The sequence below is a fragment of the Nitrogeniibacter mangrovi genome (assembly GCF_010983895.1).
Lineage (GTDB): Bacteria > Pseudomonadota > Gammaproteobacteria > Burkholderiales > Rhodocyclaceae > Nitrogeniibacter > Nitrogeniibacter mangrovi.
The window spans coordinates 3,763,072-3,779,983 of sequence record NZ_CP048836.1 but is presented as its reverse complement, the minus strand read 5'-3'; the positions used below and the strand labels follow the sequence as shown (position 1 = coordinate 3,779,983).

At 66.1% G+C, this 16,912-nt stretch carries 12 protein-coding genes; 10 read left to right on the top strand and 2 right to left on the bottom strand.

The window, feature by feature from the left end:
- Nucleotides 1-241 precede the first annotated feature (241 nt).
- From G3580_RS17460 to G3580_RS20145, 10 genes are all read left to right on the top strand, one after another.
- Nucleotides 242-967 (top strand): Crp/Fnr family transcriptional regulator, encoded by a 726-nt coding sequence (locus G3580_RS17460; protein ID WP_173767658.1) that lies wholly within the window; start codon nucleotides 242-244, stop codon nucleotides 965-967.
- 218 nt (nucleotides 968-1,185) lie between these two features.
- On the top strand, nucleotides 1,186-2,445 hold the full coding sequence (locus G3580_RS17455) for an MFS transporter (protein WP_173767656.1): 1,260 nt from the start codon (nucleotides 1,186-1,188) through the stop codon (nucleotides 2,443-2,445).
- A gap of 94 nt (nucleotides 2,446-2,539) precedes the next feature.
- On the top strand, nucleotides 2,540-4,213 hold the full coding sequence (locus G3580_RS17450; RefSeq protein ID WP_217424526.1) for an MFS transporter: 1,674 nt from the start codon (nucleotides 2,540-2,542) through the stop codon (nucleotides 4,211-4,213).
- 49 nt (nucleotides 4,214-4,262) lie between these two features.
- Nucleotides 4,263-8,015: a nitrate reductase subunit alpha gene (locus G3580_RS17445; RefSeq protein WP_173767655.1), complete on the top strand. Its 3,753-nt coding sequence runs from the start codon at nucleotides 4,263-4,265 to the stop codon at nucleotides 8,013-8,015.
- Nucleotides 8,016-8,171: 156 nt separating this feature from the next.
- Entirely contained in the window at nucleotides 8,172-9,722 is a 1,551-nt protein-coding gene (narH, locus tag G3580_RS17440) for a nitrate reductase subunit beta (RefSeq protein ID WP_173767653.1), read from the top strand.
- Nucleotides 9,723-9,802: 80 nt separating this feature from the next.
- On the top strand, nucleotides 9,803-10,348 hold the full coding sequence (narJ, locus tag G3580_RS17435; RefSeq protein ID WP_173767651.1) for a nitrate reductase molybdenum cofactor assembly chaperone: 546 nt from the start codon (nucleotides 9,803-9,805) through the stop codon (nucleotides 10,346-10,348).
- A 13-nt stretch (nucleotides 10,349-10,361) separates the two neighbouring features.
- A complete protein-coding gene (gene narI / locus G3580_RS17430) occupies nucleotides 10,362-11,054 on the top strand; it encodes a respiratory nitrate reductase subunit gamma (RefSeq protein ID WP_173767649.1) in 693 nt (230 codons plus the stop codon).
- A 104-nt stretch (nucleotides 11,055-11,158) separates the two neighbouring features.
- Complete coding sequence (locus G3580_RS17425) at nucleotides 11,159-13,123, top strand: histidine kinase (RefSeq protein WP_173767647.1); 1,965 nt, start codon at nucleotides 11,159-11,161, stop codon at nucleotides 13,121-13,123.
- Complete coding sequence (locus G3580_RS17420; protein WP_173767645.1) at nucleotides 13,120-13,788, top strand: response regulator; 669 nt, start codon at nucleotides 13,120-13,122, stop codon at nucleotides 13,786-13,788. Before G3580_RS17425 ends, G3580_RS17420 begins: the two co-directional genes overlap by 4 nt.
- Nucleotides 13,785-14,276, top strand: a complete 492-nt coding sequence (locus G3580_RS20145) for a putative zinc-binding protein (protein WP_173767643.1) — start codon at nucleotides 13,785-13,787, stop codon at nucleotides 14,274-14,276. The genes G3580_RS17420 and G3580_RS20145 overlap by 4 nt, the downstream gene beginning before the upstream one ends.
- A gap of 48 nt (nucleotides 14,277-14,324) precedes the next feature.
- Here the strand turns inward: G3580_RS20145 and G3580_RS17410 are convergent, their stop codons facing one another.
- Entirely contained in the window at nucleotides 14,325-15,296 is a 972-nt protein-coding gene (locus G3580_RS17410; RefSeq protein ID WP_173767641.1) for a hypothetical protein, read from the bottom strand.
- A gap of 2 nt (nucleotides 15,297-15,298) precedes the next feature.
- Nucleotides 15,299-16,906, bottom strand: coding sequence for a hypothetical protein (locus G3580_RS17405; protein WP_173767639.1), 1,608 nt, complete (start codon nucleotides 16,904-16,906; stop codon nucleotides 15,299-15,301).
- Nucleotides 16,907-16,912 lie beyond the last annotated feature (6 nt).

Below are 16,912 nucleotides of genomic sequence, written 5' to 3'. Positions count from 1 at the left end.
CATATATACGACCACTCCTGTCTGACTGCTGCCCTGGGTTTGCAACCGCCCGACCGTCAGCAACGGCCGACAACCCGCCGCCTCCCCTCATCCCCCTCCATCTAGTCCTTTGTGACTATCTCTCCCCCATCCGACCGATTGTCCCCGGTGCCCGGCGTGCCTATGCTGCTCCGAGTCGAAGTGGGTGCTGCCCGTGGGGCGGTGGCTGGGGTTGAAGGGAGGAGTCGCCATGGATGCTTGCATGTCTCATGCGCCGGAGGCGGGTGCCGATGGGGCGGTGCGCGGTGCCGGGCGGGTGCGGCGGACGTTGGCGGGGATGCCGTTGCTGGCGGGGTTGCCGGCGTCGACCGTGGAGCTGCTGGCCAGGGATGCCCACTTCAAGCGCTTCAAGCGGGGCGGCACGATCTTTCGGCGCGGGTCGGCGCCGACGGGGCTGTTCTTCGTGGTCGAGGGGGCGGTGAAGCTGCTGGCGCGCGATCCGGACGGGCGCGAGAAGGTGATCGAGCTGTTCACCGAGCGGCGCTTCTTCGGCGAGCTGGGCGTGTTCCGGCTGTCGCGTTACCGGGCGTGGACCCAGGCGGTGCGCGAGTGCGTGCTGCTGCACATCCCTTCCGATGCGCTGATCGCGGCGGTGCGGGCCGATCCGGAGCTGTCGCTGCGCATGCTGTCGGACATCTCGGGGCGCATCCAGGCGCTGATCGAGTCGATCAGCCAGTCGACGCCGACGCTGGCGCACAAGCGCATCGCGGCCTATCTGATGGAACTGCGCGAGAGCGCGGGCGAGGGGGACGACTGGATCCGCCTGCCGGCGCCCAAGTACGCGGTGGCCTCGATGCTCAACCTGAGCGGCGAGTCGCTGTCGCGGGCCTTGCGCAAGCTGCGCGAGGCGGGCGTGATCGAAGAGGGGCGGGGGCGCATGATCCGCCTGGTGGACCTGCCGGCCATCGAACGCCTGCTCGATCTCTGATCGCCTGACCGAATACCTCTTTGAACCCGGTGCCGCCGTGCGGCGCGCCGGGTCTCTTTTTGTCCACGGCCGGCGCGCGGCTCGCCGACGCCTACTCCTTTGTGACTAGTTCTCCTGCCGGGCCCATCCCCTGCCATTGGGGAATGTTGCGCGCCGGCCGGCGCCGATAGGCTGTGCTTCATCCAGTCTGCCGTCCAATGCAGGAGGACTTCGGGATCATGAGTTCGCTTCGCTACAAGCAATACGCCGTGCTCGGTTCGAGCACCTTCGCCTTCACCATGTGTTTCGCCGTGTGGATGATGTTCGCGGTGCTGGGCGTGCCCATCAAGACGATGCTGAGCCTGAACGAGACCCAGTTCGGTCTGCTGGCGTCCACGCCGGTGCTTACCGGGGCGCTGTCGCGCCTGCCGCTGGGGCTGCTGGGCGACAAGTTCGGCGGCCGGGTGGTGGTGTTCGGCCTGCTGCTGGCCATCGTCGGGCCGATCATGCTGATCGGCCATGCCACCGAGTACTGGCAGTTCCTCGTCATCGGCCTGTTCGTGGGGCTGGCGGGGGGCTCGTTCTCGGTGGGCATCGCCTACTGCGCACGCTGGTTCGAACGCAAGAACCAGGGCTTCGCCATGGGCATCTTCGGCGCCGGCAACGCGGGCGCGGCGCTCACCAAGCTGGTGGCGCCGTCGATCGTGGTGGCCTGGGGCTGGCAGGCGGTGCCCAAGGTGTATGCGGTGGCCATCCTGGTCACCGCGGTCATCTTCTGGGCCTTCAGCTTCGACGATCCGGACCACCGGGTGGGCAAGACGGTGACGCTCACCGAGCAGCTGCGCGCCCTCAAGGATCCGCGGGTGTGGAAGTACTGCCAGTACTACTCGATCGTGTTCGGCGGCTATGTGGCGCTGGCGCTGTGGATGACCGAGTACTACGTGGAGGAATACGGCTTCGGCCTGCGCAGCGCGGCGCTGCTGGCGGCGGCCTTCTCGCTGCCGGGCGGGGTGCTGCGCGCGGTGGGCGGCTGGCTGTCGGACCGCTTCGGCGCCCACAAGGTCACCTGGTGGGTGATGTGGGTGTCGTGGATCTGCCTGTTCATCATGTCCTACCCGCAAACGCACCTGTCGGTGCACACCGTGAGCGGCACGGCCACCTATGACATCCGCCTGAGCCCGACGGTGTTCACGGTGCTGCTGTTCATGGTCGGCGTGGCCTTCGCCTTCGGCAAGGCGTCCGTTTTCAAGTACATCTCCGACGACTTCCACCAGGACATCGGCGCGGTGTCCGGCATCGTCGGCCTGGTCGGCGGCCTGGGCGGCTTTCTGCTGCCGATCATGTTCGGCGCCCTGGTCGACCTGACCGGCGTGCGCTCGAGCGTGTTCATGCTCATGTACGGCGTGGTCTGGGTGTCGCTGATCTGGATGTACTGGACCGAGGTGCGCCGCACCGACGTCATCAAGGGCAGCGCCGAGCTGGCCACGGCCACCGAGTGATCCATCGGGCGGGTGCGAACCCGCCGCTTTCCACTGCAAAAGCCCATGGCGGGTGTGATCCCGCCCGACGAACAAGATCGAAACGGAGGAAGTCATGAATACGAAAGTCGAGCAACTGCGGCGGCCCGGTGCCGGCGTAGGGGAGGCCGGCAGCGGTGCCGACCTGCACACCTGGGCGCCGGAAGATGCCGCTTTCTGGGCGGCCGACGGCAAGCGCATCGCCAACCGCAACCTGTGGATCTCCATCCCCAGCCTGCTGTGCGGCTTCGCCGTGTGGCTGATGTGGGGGATCATCACGGTGCAGATGCTCAACGCCGGCTTCCCCTTCAAGCCCGCCGAGCTGTTCACCCTGTCGGCCATCGCCGGCCTCACCGGCGCCACCCTGCGCATCCCGTCGAGCTTCTTCATCCGCATCGCGGGCGGGCGCAACACCATCTTCTTCACCACCGCGCTGCTCATGATCCCGGCGGTGGGCACCGGCTTCGCGCTGCAGGACCAGAGCACGCCGCTGTGGGTGTTCCAGGCGCTGGCCTTCCTGTCCGGCTTCGGCGGCGGCAACTTCGCCTCGTCGATGTCCAACATCAGCTACTTCTTCCCCAAGCGCATGCAGGGCCTGGCGCTCGGCCTCAACGCGGGCCTGGGCAACGCCGGCGTCACCACCATGCAGATCCTCATCCCGCTGGTGATGACGGTGCCGCTGTTCTCCGCCTTCAGCGGTGATGCGGTCAAGCTGGTGAGCACCTCGGGCACGCTGATCGGCAAGATCCCCGCCGGCGCCCCGACCTGGCTGGCCAACGCCGGCTTCGTGTGGCTGCTGCTGCTGGTGCCGCTGGCCTTCGCCGGCTGGTTCGGCATGAACAACATCCGCACCGAGGAGGTGTCTCCCAACATCGGTTCGCCCCTGGGTGCCATGGGCAAGATCACCGGCATGCTGCTGATGGCCTTCATCGCCGCCGGCGTGGGCCTGTACTTCATCCTGCCGCAGCCGATCGGCCTCGGCCTGCCGGGCTGGACCAAGTGGTTCGTGCTCGCCGGCGTGATCGCGCTGACGGTGTTCCTGCTCAAGCAGATTCCGGGCGACATCAAGCCCAACCTGCAGCGCCAGTTCTCCATCTTCGGCCACAAGCACACCTGGGTCATGAGCGTGATCTACACCATGACCTTCGGCAGCTTCATCGGCTACTCGGCCGCCTTCGCCCTGGCCATCAAGGTGATCTTCGGCTTCCAGCACGTGATGGTCGACGGCGTGATGACCCACACCACCGCCAACCCCAACGGCCCCTCGGCGCTCATGTACGCCTGGATGGGCCCCTTCATCGGCGCGCTGATCCGCCCGGTGGGCGGCTGGATGGCCGACAAGATGGGCGGCGCCAAGGTGACCCAGTACATCACCTACGCCATGGTCGGCGCGGCCCTGGGCGTCGCCTACTTCATGAAGGCGGCCTACCAGTCGGCGACCCCGGAGCAGTACTTCCTGCCCTTCTTCGTCCTCTTCCTGGTGCTGTTCGCCGCCTCCGGCATCGGCAACGGCTCCACCTTCCGCACCGTCGCCATGGTGTTCCCCAAGGAGCAGGCCGGCCCGGTGCTGGGCTGGACCTCGGCGGTGGCCGCCTACGGCGCCTTCATCATCCCCAAGGTCTTCGGCGAGCAGATCAAGGCCGCCACGCCGGAATACGCCCTCTACGGCCTGGCCGCGTTCTACCTGGTCTGCCTGGCGCTGAACTGGTGGTACTACCTCGGCCCCAAGGCCGAGTACCAGAACCCCTGAGACCGACATATTCGGGGGCCGAGCGGCCCCCGCCCCAAAGGAGTCATCAATGAGTCACTTTCTCGATCGCCTGAAGTTCTTCAAGAAGGTGGAACCGTTCGCCGCCGGACACGGCGTGGTCACCGACGAGGACCGCAACTGGGAAGACGCCTACCGCAACCGCTGGCGCCACGACAAGGTGGTGCGCTCGACGCACGGCGTCAACTGCACCGGCGGCTGCTCGTGGAAGATCTTCGTCAAGAACGGCCTGGTCTCCTTCGAGATGCAGCAGACCGACTACCCGCGCACCCGCGAGGACCTGCCCAACCACGAGCCGCGTGGTTGCCAGCGGGGCGCCTCGTTCTCCTGGTACCTGTACAGCCCGCACCGCATCAAGCATCCGATGATCCGCGGTCGCCTGCTGGAGGTGTATCGCGCCGAGCGCAAGAGCGGCAAGGATCCGGTCGAGGCCTGGGCAGCCATCCAGGCGGACGAGGCCAAGCGCCAGTCCTACATCGGCGTGCGCGGCCTGGGCGGCTTCGTGCGCACCAGCTGGGACGAAGTGACCGAGATCATCGCCGCCTCCAACGTCTACACGATCAAGAAGTGGGGCCCGGACCGCATCTACGGCTTCTCGCCGATTCCGGCCATGTCGATGATTTCCTACGCCGCCGGGGCGCGCTACCTGTCGCTCATCGGTGCCGCCTGCGGCTCGTTCTACGACTGGTATTGCGATCTGCCGGCCGCCAGCCCGCAGACCTGGGGCGAGCAGACCGACGTGCCCGAGGCGGCCGACTGGTACAACTCCACCTACGTGATCATCACCGGCGCCAACCTGCCGATGACCCGCACCCCGGACGCCCACTTCGCCACCGAGGTGCGCTACAAGGGCGCCAAGGTGGTGTCCATGTCGCCGGACTACGCCGAGTTCTGCAAGTTCGCCGATCTGTGGATGCCGATCCGCCAGGGCACCGACGCGGCCGCCTTCCTGGCCATGGCGCACGTGGCGCTCAAGGAGTTCTACATCGACCGCCAGGTGCCGTACTTCCAGGAGTACGCGCGCAAGTACACCGACCTGCCCATGCAGGTGCTGCTGCGCCCCTTCGAGGGCGGCTACGTGCCCGACCGCAACCTGCGTGCGTCGGACTTCGCCGACCACCTGGGCGAAACGAACAACCCCGACTGGAAGACCATCGTCTTCGACGAGACGAGCGGCGGCTTCGTGGCCCCGAACGGCTCGATCGGCTTCCGCTGGGGTGAGGAGGGACGCTGGAATCTGCTGCCCAAGAATGCAGCGAACCAGCAGGAGATCGTCGCCGAGCTCTCGTGTCTCGAGCGCCGCGACGAGGTGGTGTCGGTGGGCTTCCCCCACTTCACGGACGGGGAAGACCGCCTGCTCTACCGCAACGTGCCGGCCCGGCGCATCACCCTGGCCGACGGCACCGAGGCGCTGGTCGCTTCGGTGTTCGACCTGCAGGTGTCGCAGTACGGGGTCGATCGCGGCCTCGGCGGCGAGCACGTGGCCGGCGGCTACGGTGACGCCAACGTGGCCTACACCCCGGCGTGGGCCGAGCGCGTCACCGGCGTCAAGGCCGAGGACATCGAGCGCACCGGCCGCGAGTTCGCCGACAACGCCATGCGCACGAAGGGCAAGTCCATGGTCATCATGGGCGCGGCCATCAACCACTGGTACCACAACGACATGTCGTACCGGGCCATCATGAACCTGCTGCACCTGTGCGGCTGCGTCGGCCAGAGCGGCGGTGGCTGGGCGCACTACGTGGGGCAGGAGAAGCTGCGCCCGCAGGCCGGCTGGGCGCCGATCGCCTTCGCGCTCGACTGGCAGCGCCCGCCGCGCCACATGAACTCCACCTCGTACTGGTACTTCCATACCGACCAGTGGCGCTACGAGACCATCGACGCCGACCAGCTGCTGCAGCCGGCCGCCAAGGGCAAGTACAAGGGCTATCGCCTCGCCGACTACAACGTGGTCGCCACCCGCCTGGGCTGGCTGCCCTCGGCGCCGCACTTCAACCGCAACCCGCTCGACGTGGTCGCCGAGGCCAAGGCCGCCGGCGCCACCGACGAGAAAGGCGTGGCCGATTACATGATCGAGCAGCTCAAGGGCGGCAAGATGGATGTGGCCTTCGCCGATCCGGACGCGGAAGAGAACTGGCCGCGCAACCTGTTCGTGTGGCGCGCCAACCTCATCGGTTCGTCGGCCAAGGGCCACGAGTACTTCCTCAAGCACCTGCTGGGCGCGCAGAACGGCGTGCTCCAGGAAGGCGGCGACGGCAAGGGCACCAGCGAGGTCAAATGGCGCGAGGAAGGCCCGGTGGGCAAGCTGGACCTGATGGTGGACATCAACTTCCGCCTCAACTCCACCGGCGCCTACTCGGACATCATCCTGCCGACGGCCACCTGGTACGAGAAGAACGACCTCAACACCACCGACATGCACCCGTTCATCCACCCGCTGTCGGAGGCCATCACCCCGGGGTGGGAGTCCAAGAGCGACTGGCAGATCTTCCGCCGCATCGCCAAGGCCTTCTCCACCCTGGCCGACCAGCACCTGGGCAGCCGCACCGACGTGGTCGCCCTGCCCATGCAGCACGACTCCGCCTTCGAACTGGCGCAGCCGTTCGGCGAGGTCAAGGATTGGAAGAAGGGCGAGTGCGAGCCGGTGCCGGGCAAGACCATGCCGCTGCTCAAGCTGGTCGAGCGCGACTTCGGCGACACGTACCGGAAGTACATCGCCCTCGGCCCGCTGATGACCCAGATCGGCAACAACGTGAAGGGCATCGACTGGAACACCGAGCGCGAGTACGAAGAGCTCAAGAAGTGCAACTACACGGTGACCGAGCCGGGTGTGTCCTTCGGCATGCCGTCGCTCGAGGAAGACATCTACGTCTGTGACGCGATCATGCGCATGGCGCCGGAGACCAACGGCGAGGTGGCCCATAAGTCGTGGAGTTCGCTGTCGAAGAAGACCGGCATCGACCACCACCACCTGTACGCCGGTCGTCACGAGGACAAGATCACCTTCCGCGACATCCAGGCCCAGCCGCGCAAGATCATCACCGCGCCCACCTGGTCCGGCATCGAGTCCGAGGAGGTGAGCTACACCGCCGGCTACACCAACATCCACGAGCACATCCCGTTCCGCACCCTCACCGGGCGGGCGCAGTTTTACCAGGATCACGAGTGGTTCCTCGACTTCGGCGAAGGCTTCTGCGCCTACCGCCCGCCGGTGGATCTCAAGGCCCAGAACATCATCCCAGACGCGGTCCGCAACAAGCCGCACCTGACCCTGTCGTGGATCACGCCGCACTCCAAGTGGGGCATCCACTCCAGCTACCAGGACAACCTGCGCATGCTGCAGCTGTTCCGCGGCGGCCCGTACGTGTGGATCTCCGAGGACGACGCCCAATCGGTGGGCATCAACGACAACGACTGGGTCGAAGCGGTCAATGCCAACGGCGCCACCATGGCGCGGGCGGTGGTCTCGCAGCGCGTGCCGCGCGGCATGGCGCTCATGTACCACGCCCAGGAGAAGAACGTGAACGTGCCCGGCTCGGCCTCCACCGGCAAGCGCGGCGGCATCCTCAACTCGGTCACCCGGGTCATCGTCAAGCCCACCAACATGGTCGGCGGCTATGCCCAGCTGTCGTACAGCTTCAACTACTACGGCACGGTGGGCTGCCAGCGTGACGAGGTGGTGGTGCTGCACAAGGTGGCCGACCAGGACATCGACTGGCTGGAGCGCCCGCTGACCCCGGAGCGCGAAGCACAGCGCAACCCGGTGGGTGTCGGGGCGAAGTAAGGAATATGGCCCCCTCCCCTTCAAGGGGAGGGTCGGGGTGGGGATGGGTTGAAGCCGCACCTCCGGCAAGACGGATTGCCGGAATCGACGGAAACCCATCCCCCTCCCAGCCTCCCCCTTGAAGGGGGGAGGAGCTAACAGCTAACGGAGATTGTTATGAAAATCCGCGCACAGTTCGCGATGGTGTTCAACCTCGACAAGTGCATCGGTTGCCACACCTGCTCGGTGACCTGCAAGAACGTGTGGTCGAACCGGAAGGGCATCGAATACGCCTGGTTCAACAACGTCGAATCCAAGCCCGGCATCGGCTACCCCAAGAACTGGGAAGACCAGGAGAAGTGGAAGGGCGGCTGGGAGAAGATCAACGGCAAGCTCGAGCTCAAGGCCGGCGGCAAGATCAAGAAGATGGTGCAGATCTTCGCCAACCCCAACCTGCCCGAGATCGACGACTACTACGAGCCCTACACCTACGACTACGCGCACCTGCAGAACGCGAAGCTCTCCGAGGCGGCGCCCACCGCGCGCCCGGTCTCGCAGGTGACCGGGCGCAAGATGGACAAGATCCAGTGGGGCCCGAACTGGGAAGACGACCTGGCCGGCGAATTCGCCGCCCGCGCGCAGGACAAGAACTTCTCCAACATGGAGAAGGAGATGTTCAAGCAGTTCGAGAACACCTTCCACATGTACCTGCCGCGTATCTGCAACCACTGCATCAACCCGGCCTGTGTCGCCTCGTGCCCGTCGGGCGCCATGTACAAGCGCGAGGAAGACGGCATCGTGCTCGCCGACCAGGACCGCTGCCGCGGCTGGCGCATGTGCATCTCCGGCTGCCCGTACAAGAAGGTGTTCTACAACTGGGAATCGGGCAAGGCGGAGAAGTGCATCGGCTGCTACCCGCGCGTCGAGTCCGGTCTGCCGACCGTGTGCTCCGAATCCTGCGTCGGCCGCATCCGCTACAACGGCATCATCCTCTATGACGCCGACAAGCTCGCCGACGCCGCCGCCACCGACGACGTGCAGGATCTGTACGAGGCGCACCTGGACCTGTTCGTGGACCCCAACGATCCGCAGATCATCGCCCAGGCGCTGGCCGACGGCGTGCCCCAGTCGTGGATCGAGGCGGCGCAGAAATCGCCCATCTACAAGATGGCCGTCGACTGGAAGATCGCCTTCCCGCTGCATCCGGAGTTCCGCACCCTGCCGATGATCTGGTACGTGCCGCCCCTGTCGCCGGTGCAGTCGCAGATCGACCAGCGCAAGCTGCCCACCGGCCCGGACGGCGTCATTCCGAAGCCTGAGGCCATGCGCCTGCCGGTGCAGTACCTGGCCAACCTGCTCACCGCGGGCAAGACCGAGTACATCGTCTCCTCGCTCTCGCGCCTGATCGCGATGCGCTCCTACATGCGCTCGATCAACGTGGACGGGGTGGCCGACACCACCGCGCTCGAAGCCTGCGGCATGACTGAGGACATGGCCCGCGAGATGTACCGCTACCTGGCCATCGCCAACTACGAGGACCGCTTCGTGATCCCGAGCTCCAACGCGGAGACGCGCCTGGACGACTACCACGGCTTCCAGGGCCAGAACGGCTTCTCCTTCGGCGGCGACGCCTCGGAAGGCTTCGGCAGCTTCTCCCTGTTCCCCGAGCGCCGCATCGACTCGATCGAGCCGCGCGAGCCGGCGCCGCTGGCCGACGAGGACCGCTGAACGGACGACACGGAACCGACTTCGCCGCCCGCGGGCCTTCGGGCCCCGGCGGCGCAACCCCAATCTTCGAGGTAACCGACATGAAATTCCTGAAACTGATCGGGCTGCTGCTCGACTACCCGAGCGACGAGCTGCTCGCCGAGCTGCACGCCGCGGTGCGCGAGACCGGCGTCGTCAGCCTGGTGGCCGCATGCGACCCGGATGGCATGCTCGACGCCGACGAGCGCCTGCAGCTGGCCAGCTTCATCACCGCCCAGCTGGCGCGCGATGTGCTCGAACTGCAGGGCGCCTACGTGCGCGACTTCGACCTCACCGCCGAGCACAGCCTGCACCTGACCCACCACATCTTCGGCGAGGAGAAGTCGCGCGGGCCCGCGCTGATCGACCTGGGCGAGTTCTACAAGAGCCACGGCCTGGAGGCCGACGAGCGCGAACTGCCCGACTACCTGCCGGTGATGCTCGAGTTCGCCTCCGAGCTGTCGCGCGAAGAAGCGCACGTGTTCCTCGCCGAGGTCGGCAAGGTGCTCAAGGTGCTCGCCGACAATCTGGAGAAGACCTCGAACACCTACGCGCCGCTGGTGCGCCTGGTGGAGAAACACGCCTCCCTCACCCGCCTGACCGCCTGAAGGACGCCACGCCATGAACATCAAGACCATCCTCTTCGGGGTCTATCCCTACATCGCCCTGACCGTGTTCTTCATCGGCAGCTGGGTGCGTTTCGACCACGCCCAGTACACCTGGAAGACCGACTCCTCGCAGCTGCTCTCCAAACGCAACATGGTGCTGGCGAGCAACTGCTTCCACGTCGGCATCCTGATGATCTTCCTCGGCCACTTCGCCGGCCTCGTGCTGCCGCACGGGCTGTGGCTGGGCCTGGGCATCTCCGACATGCAGCACCAGTGGATCGCCATCGGCGCCGGCACCGTGTTCGGCCTCATGTGCCTGCTCGGCGGCGTGCTGCTGTGGGCGCGGCGCATGACCAACCCGCGCATCCGCGCCACCAGCCGCTTCATGGACATCTTCATCCTCGCCTGGCTGCTGCTCACGCTCAGCCTCGGCCTGCTCACCATCCCGGTGTCCATCGGCCATGCCAGCCACGGCGATCCGGAAGTGATGCTGGCGCTGTCCAACTGGGTCAAGAGCATCCTCACGCTGCAGCCCGACCCGGCGCTGCTCGACCCGGTGAGCCCGATCTTCCGCGCCCACATGGTGTTCGGCCTGACGGTGTTCCTGCTCTTCCCCTTCACCCGCCTGGTGCATGTGCTCACGGTGCCGGTCGGCTATCTGGGCCGCGCCTACCAGCTGGTGCGCACCAAGCGGCGCATGGCCTGAGCGGCCACTGACGGCGGCGCGCGGCGGCACCGGTCGGCCGCGCGCCAGCCGAGTTTCAAAGAGGCGTACACTTCGCGCTACCACACCTCACAACCGGCATGGCAATGAGCCTCGTGAACCGCTTGCTCGGGCAGAATCTGGCCACCAAGATCCTCGGGGTCCTGGTGGCCTTCCTGCTGCTCGCGCTCGCGGCCATCGGCCTCACCCTGTATTCCTCGTGGAAGCTCGAAGGCGTGGCCGCGGCGATCAACGACGCCGGCAGCCTGCGCATGCGCTCCTGGAAGATCGCCCACGACGCCGCCGTGCTGCCCCTCGACGGCATCGGGCGCGACGCCCGCCTCGGCGTGCTCGAGCGCGACCTCGCCGACGTGGAGCGGGTGCAGTCCGGGCTCGAACACGGCGACCCGGTGCGCCCCCTGTTCATCCCCCGTGACCGGGGCATTCCGGCCGACATGGCGCGGGTCAGCCAGACCTGGCAGCGCAAGATGCGCCCGCTGGTCGAGCAGGTGATGGAGGCGAACGACCCCAACGTGTTCCGCGAGTCCACCCTCGCCCTCGAGACGGCCACCCGCGACTACGTCACCACCATCGACGCCATGGTCAAGAAGATGGAGGAGGTGTTCACCGAGCACACCACCGTGCTGCGCAGCTACCAGGTGGCGCTGCTGGCGCTCGCGGTGATCGGCACGGTGGTGCTCATGCGCTTCTTCTTCGTCGCCGTGATCCGGCCCGTCGACGCCCTGCAGCGGGGCATGCAGCGCATGCAGGGCGAGGACTTCGCGGTGCGCGTGGCGGTGCTCACCAACGACGAGTTCGGCGACCTGTCGCGCGGCTTCAACCGCATGGCCGACCACCTGCAGGGGCTTTACGCCACGCTCGAACAGCGGGTCGCCGACAAGACCCGCTCCCTGGCCGACAAGAACCGCGAGCTGTCCATCCTCTACGAGATCAGCCGCCTGCTGCGCGAGCCGGTGGGCATCGAGGAGCTCTCGCGCGGCTTCCTCGACCACGTGTGCCGGACCTTCGAGGCCGACGCCGCCTCGGTGCGCCTGTTCGACGCCGACTCCGACAAGCTCTACATCACCACCCAGCAGGGCCTGGACGCCGACTTCGTCGAGACCGAAGCCATCCTCGCCTGCGGCGACTGCCTGTGCGGCACCGCCATGCTCGGCGACGTGCCCGTGATCAGCGACACCGACGGCGCCCAGACCGCGCGCACCCGCGAAACCTGCCAGCGCGCCGGCTTCGCCACCGTAAGCGCCATCCCGGTCAATCACAACAAGCGCGCCCTGGGCATCTTCAACCTCTACTTCCGGCGCAGCGTCGACATCTCCGAGGACGACCGCCTGGTGCTGCAGAGCCTCGGCCAGCACCTGGGCATGGCCATCGAGAACGTGCGCCTGCTCTCGCGCGAGAAGGAAATGGCGGTCTCCGAGGAACGCAACCTCATCGCCCGCGAGCTGCACGACTCCATCGCCCAGGGCCTGGCCTTCCTCAACCTGCAGGTGCAGATGCTCGAAGACGCCCTCGAACACAAGGACACGGCCGAGACCGACGAAGTGCTCGACATGATCCGGCGCGGCATCCAGGAAAGCTACGACGACGTGCGCGAGCTGCTCGGCCACTTCCGCGCCCGCCTGCCCGAGCAGGATCTGGCCGCCGCGCTGCGCCAGGCGGTGGAGCGCTTCTCCGCGCAAAGCGGCGTGTCCGGCAACTTCACCGCCCATGGCGAGGCGCCGCCGCTGCCGGTGGAGATCGGCACCCAGGTGCTCTACATCGCCCAGGAGGCGCTGTCCAACGTGCGCAAGCACGCCCAGGCCGGTTACGTGCAGGTGGATCTGTGGCGCGACACCGACGGGCTGCGCCTGTCGATCCGCGACGACGGCGTCGGCTTCGACACCGGCCCGCGCCACGCCATCGACGGCGCCGAGCACATCGGCCTGCACATCATGGGCGAGCGCGCCGCACGCATCGGCGGCGAACTCGCCGTGCGTTCGAAGAAAGGGCAGGGCACGGAGGTCGCGCTGACCGTGACCGGGCATGACGACGAGGAGAAATCGGCAGCATGACAGACACCATCCGGGTTCTGCTGGTAGACGACCACGGCCTGTTCCGCAGCGGCATCAAGGCCCTGCTCAAACGCAACGACGAGTTCGAGGTGATCGGCGAAGCCGCCGACGGGCTCGAAGGCGCCAAGCGCGCCAAGCAACTGCAGCCCGACGTGGTGCTGCTCGACCTGCACATGCCCGGCGTCGGCGGCCACGACGCCCTCGCGCTGATCCTCGAAGACGCCCCCGGCAGCCATGTGCTGATGCTCACCGTCTCGGAAGACTCCGACGACCTGCTCACCGCCCTGCGCGCCGGCGCCACCGGCTACCTGCTCAAGAACATCGAGGCCGAAAGCCTCACCGACGCCATCCGCATGGCCTCGCGCGGCGAACCGGTGGTCTCCCCGTTGATGATGAGCAAGCTGCTCGCCACCCGCCCCGCGGCCGCGTCGCCCGCACCGGCACCCGCGGCCGACGGCGGCGCGCTCGACAAGCTCACCCCGCGCGAGCGCGACATCCTCGCCTGCATCGCCCGCGGCCACAGCAACAAGCAGATCGCCCGCGAGCTCGACGTGGCCGAGAGCACCGTCAAGATCCACGTCCAGAGCGTCCTGCGCAAGCTCGAACTGAACAGCCGCGTGCAGGCCGCCGTGTTCGCCGTCGAGCACGGCATGGCCGCCTCGTGACCACTCCGGCACACCGACGGGCCATCGTCTATTCCTGCTCCGGCTGCTCCAGCGCCGCCCAGCTGGCCAACCACATGGCCCTGCGCCTGGACCGCGAACGGCGCGCCGACATGTCGTGCATCGCCGGCGTCGGCGGCGGTGTCGAAGCGCTCATGCGCCTCGCCCGCTCCGGCCGCCCCCTGCTCGCCCTCGACGGCTGCGCCCTGGCCTGCGTCCACGCCACCCTCACCCGCCGCGGCCTCACCCCCGCCGCACACCTGCGCCTCGACCACTACGGCGTGCGCAAGCGCAAACGCACCGATTTCGACCCCGATCAGGCCGAACAGCTCTCTACCCGCGCGTGCTCGAGGCGTTGGGGGTGTACCTGCGGCCGGAGTCGGCGGAGTAGCTCAGCCACTCGGCTTGGGATTCTGCCTGGCCGTGCAGCCGGCGCCACCGTTGCCGGGAGGCGAAGCCTCGTTCCCAACTCAAGGTCGTGGTGTCGATAGCACCAGCTTCTTCTGCCCCTGGCGACGGTTGGCGGGGCGAAAACCGCTCTACAACGTCGGCGCGGACTGGTCCGGCGACCACTGCCAGAAGGTCTGGCCGTAGTCGCCGCCGGTGCTGGGCATGATTTCGCCTTGTTTGAAGTGGCGGCGGCTATCTGGTTTTGCCGGCGTGAACCACCAGCCGGCTTCGGGGCAGGGTTGGCCGGCGGGGACGTTGGGGCGCGTCGCTGTTGCCGGAGAGCCAGCCATCGCCGGATGCGGGATCATGCGGCCGGTGGGCTTGACCGGGTGAAAGCAGGTGTCGACGACGGTGAAGGTTTCGTCGTCGCCGTTCTTCGTGACCTCGTAGGAAGCCTGCATGATCTGCAAGTGCTTGCGGGCGAAGACTAGCGCGGCGGTACCCATGCCGGTGGTGGGTACCCACACGCCGGTCCAGGGGACGATGTCGCCGGTTTTACAGGTCACCGAGGTGTCGGCGGCGTATTCGGGGATTTCGGCGGGGAGTTGGGGGAAGATGTGTTCTTCCGAATAGACGGCGATGTCGTCTCCGGGGTAGCCCATGTCTTCTGGAATTTCGTAGTGCCAGTCTGCGGAGCGGTCCTTGTAGTCATCGCTGGAGTACATGTTGCTCATTGACAGCGCACGTGAAAATCTTGAGGCGATGCTGTACGCGGCATTCAACTCGCCCCAGAACTCGTTCACGTGGTCCATCCAATGGGTTATACCCTCCTGGAAGCCCCGCGGAATGTCGGACAGGCTGCTGTCCCAGGTTCCCATTGGATCGAAGTCCCCTTGGCTGAGTGCGGCACGAGCGTTGCTGTACGTTTGCAAAAGATACTCCATGCGTCCGCCCCAATAAGGCACTGGCGGATATTCCCCAGCCAGCGGCTCACTCCCGCTCCTGACATCCAAGACCAGATAGTCAAAGGCTTTCTGCAGGTGATCGTGTGCCCGATCCATGTATTCGGGCAAAGTAACTGTGTGCCAGAGGTGCGCCTCGCGGCTCAGGTTGCGTTGCATCTTCATTCCTTCATCGGATTGGGCAGGCCGATCAGATCATGTTGGTCGTCGAAATCCTTGAATCCCCAACCGGTCTCGAATGGGCCTTTGATGCGCGGATCGTTGATTTTGACGCGCACACCATGGCGTTGAGATTCTCCGTTGGCAGTCTTGATGGCACCGCCCTCAACCATGTCGGGGAATTGGATGCCAGGTTGATCAGGCGCCACAGCCTCGGCAAAGCGGTCGGTGACGGCGTCTCTCAACTGATCCGGTTTGCCGTCCCGCGTCAACGGGTGGAAGACCACCTGATTCAGGCCACCTTCGAGAAAGCCTTCTTCTACATGGTTTTTTTGGCCGAGCCACTGCATCGCGGTTGGCCCTTCCCACACCATGATGTCGCCATCGCGTGCCCGATTGTAGGTGTATTTCACATACGTGCCGTTCTGATTCCATTCGGGCTTGACCGCCAGCTTGCTACGCCAGATCTGCCGGGCCAATTCGGGATTGGCGTTGATCTCCTTCCACACCGATTCGGTGATCCAGCAGGTGCTCAGGCTGCCGCTGGTGGGGTCGATGACGCGGTAGAGCGTTTCGCCTTCGTGCAACGGGCGGGCCTTGACGCCTTTCGCGAAACTCTCGATTTCCTTATTGCCCAACGGAGGGGCTCCTTCAGCAAGACCTTTGCGATATTCCGCGGTCTCAACGAACTTGTCGGCTGGAAGTTGCTTGAACAACACCGGCTTCTTCGTCTTCACCCAATCCGGATGATGTTTCTTGATCAGCCGTCTGGCCCCCTGCTCAGACAACGGTGCGATCCAGCCCTTATTGACGTCCTGCGTGTAGGCGACCCAGTGCATCTCGTCGAGGCGCTGGGCGAGGCGGCGCAGGATGGCGCGGATGGGGTCGATGTACTGATTGACCGCCTTGTCGAAGCCGCGCTGGACGGTGACGATGCCGTCGATCACCTGCTTGATCTTCGCCCCGGCTGCCTCGGGCAGCAGCGGTTGGATGTACCGCAGGATGTCCTTGAGCTTGCCGGCGCCGTCGTTGAAAAGCCGCTTGAGCGCGGCGGTGTCGATCTTGCCGACCACGGTCTTGATCGATTCGCTCACCCACTTGATGACGTCCGGAACGCCTTCTTTGGTGAGGAACTGTTGCACCTTGGGATGGCGCAGGTATTGGACGATGTCGGGCAGGGCGTCGTCGAAGGCCTTGTCCAGATACTTGATCATCTTGCTGGCGTTGGTCAGGTCGTCCGCGTGTTTGATGTACGGGCGCAGACGGACCATCACGATCTTGACCACGCCCTTGGCGACCGAGCCCAGTTCGGGGAAGAAGCCGATGAGCGTGAGTACCAGCGCAAACCACGCGCCACCGGCAGCCGGCGTGCGCGCGATGACGATGATGTTGGCGATCAGGTCGCGCACATCCATCACGGTATCCACGCCGGGCACCAGGCACACGACGGTATCCACACCGACCTGGCCGACGCTGCGGTTGGGGTTGAAGTCGCCTTGCAGCGCCTCCCACACCCAGTTGGCCTTTTGTTTGGCGTCCTGCACGGTCTCGGTGGTATCGCGTGCCCAATGATTGACAGCCTTGACGATGTCGTCGAATGAAAAAGACATGATCTG

What these genes read in the sequence shown, in the direction of transcription:
- G3580_RS17460 (WP_173767658.1), top strand. Translation starts at nt 242, where the DNA reads ATGTCTCATGCGCCGGAGGCGGGTGCCGATGGGGCGGTGCGCGGTGCC.
- G3580_RS17455 (WP_173767656.1), top strand. Translation starts at nt 1,186, where the DNA reads ATGAGTTCGCTTCGCTACAAGCAATACGCCGTGCTCGGTTCGAGCACC.
- G3580_RS17450 (WP_217424526.1), top strand. Translation starts at nt 2,540, where the DNA reads ATGAATACGAAAGTCGAGCAACTGCGGCGGCCCGGTGCCGGCGTAGGG.
- G3580_RS17445 (WP_173767655.1), top strand. Translation starts at nt 4,263, where the DNA reads ATGAGTCACTTTCTCGATCGCCTGAAGTTCTTCAAGAAGGTGGAACCG.
- narH (WP_173767653.1), top strand. Translation starts at nt 8,172, where the DNA reads ATGAAAATCCGCGCACAGTTCGCGATGGTGTTCAACCTCGACAAGTGC.
- narJ (WP_173767651.1), top strand. Translation starts at nt 9,803, where the DNA reads ATGAAATTCCTGAAACTGATCGGGCTGCTGCTCGACTACCCGAGCGAC.
- narI (WP_173767649.1), top strand. Translation starts at nt 10,362, where the DNA reads ATGAACATCAAGACCATCCTCTTCGGGGTCTATCCCTACATCGCCCTG.
- G3580_RS17425 (WP_173767647.1), top strand. Translation starts at nt 11,159, where the DNA reads ATGAGCCTCGTGAACCGCTTGCTCGGGCAGAATCTGGCCACCAAGATC.
- G3580_RS17420 (WP_173767645.1), top strand. Translation starts at nt 13,120, where the DNA reads ATGACAGACACCATCCGGGTTCTGCTGGTAGACGACCACGGCCTGTTC.
- G3580_RS17410 (WP_173767641.1), bottom strand. Translation starts at nt 15,296, where the DNA reads ATGCAACGCAACCTGAGCCGCGAGGCGCACCTCTGGCACACAGTTACT.
- G3580_RS17405 (WP_173767639.1), bottom strand. Translation starts at nt 16,906, where the DNA reads ATGTCTTTTTCATTCGACGACATCGTCAAGGCTGTCAATCATTGGGCA.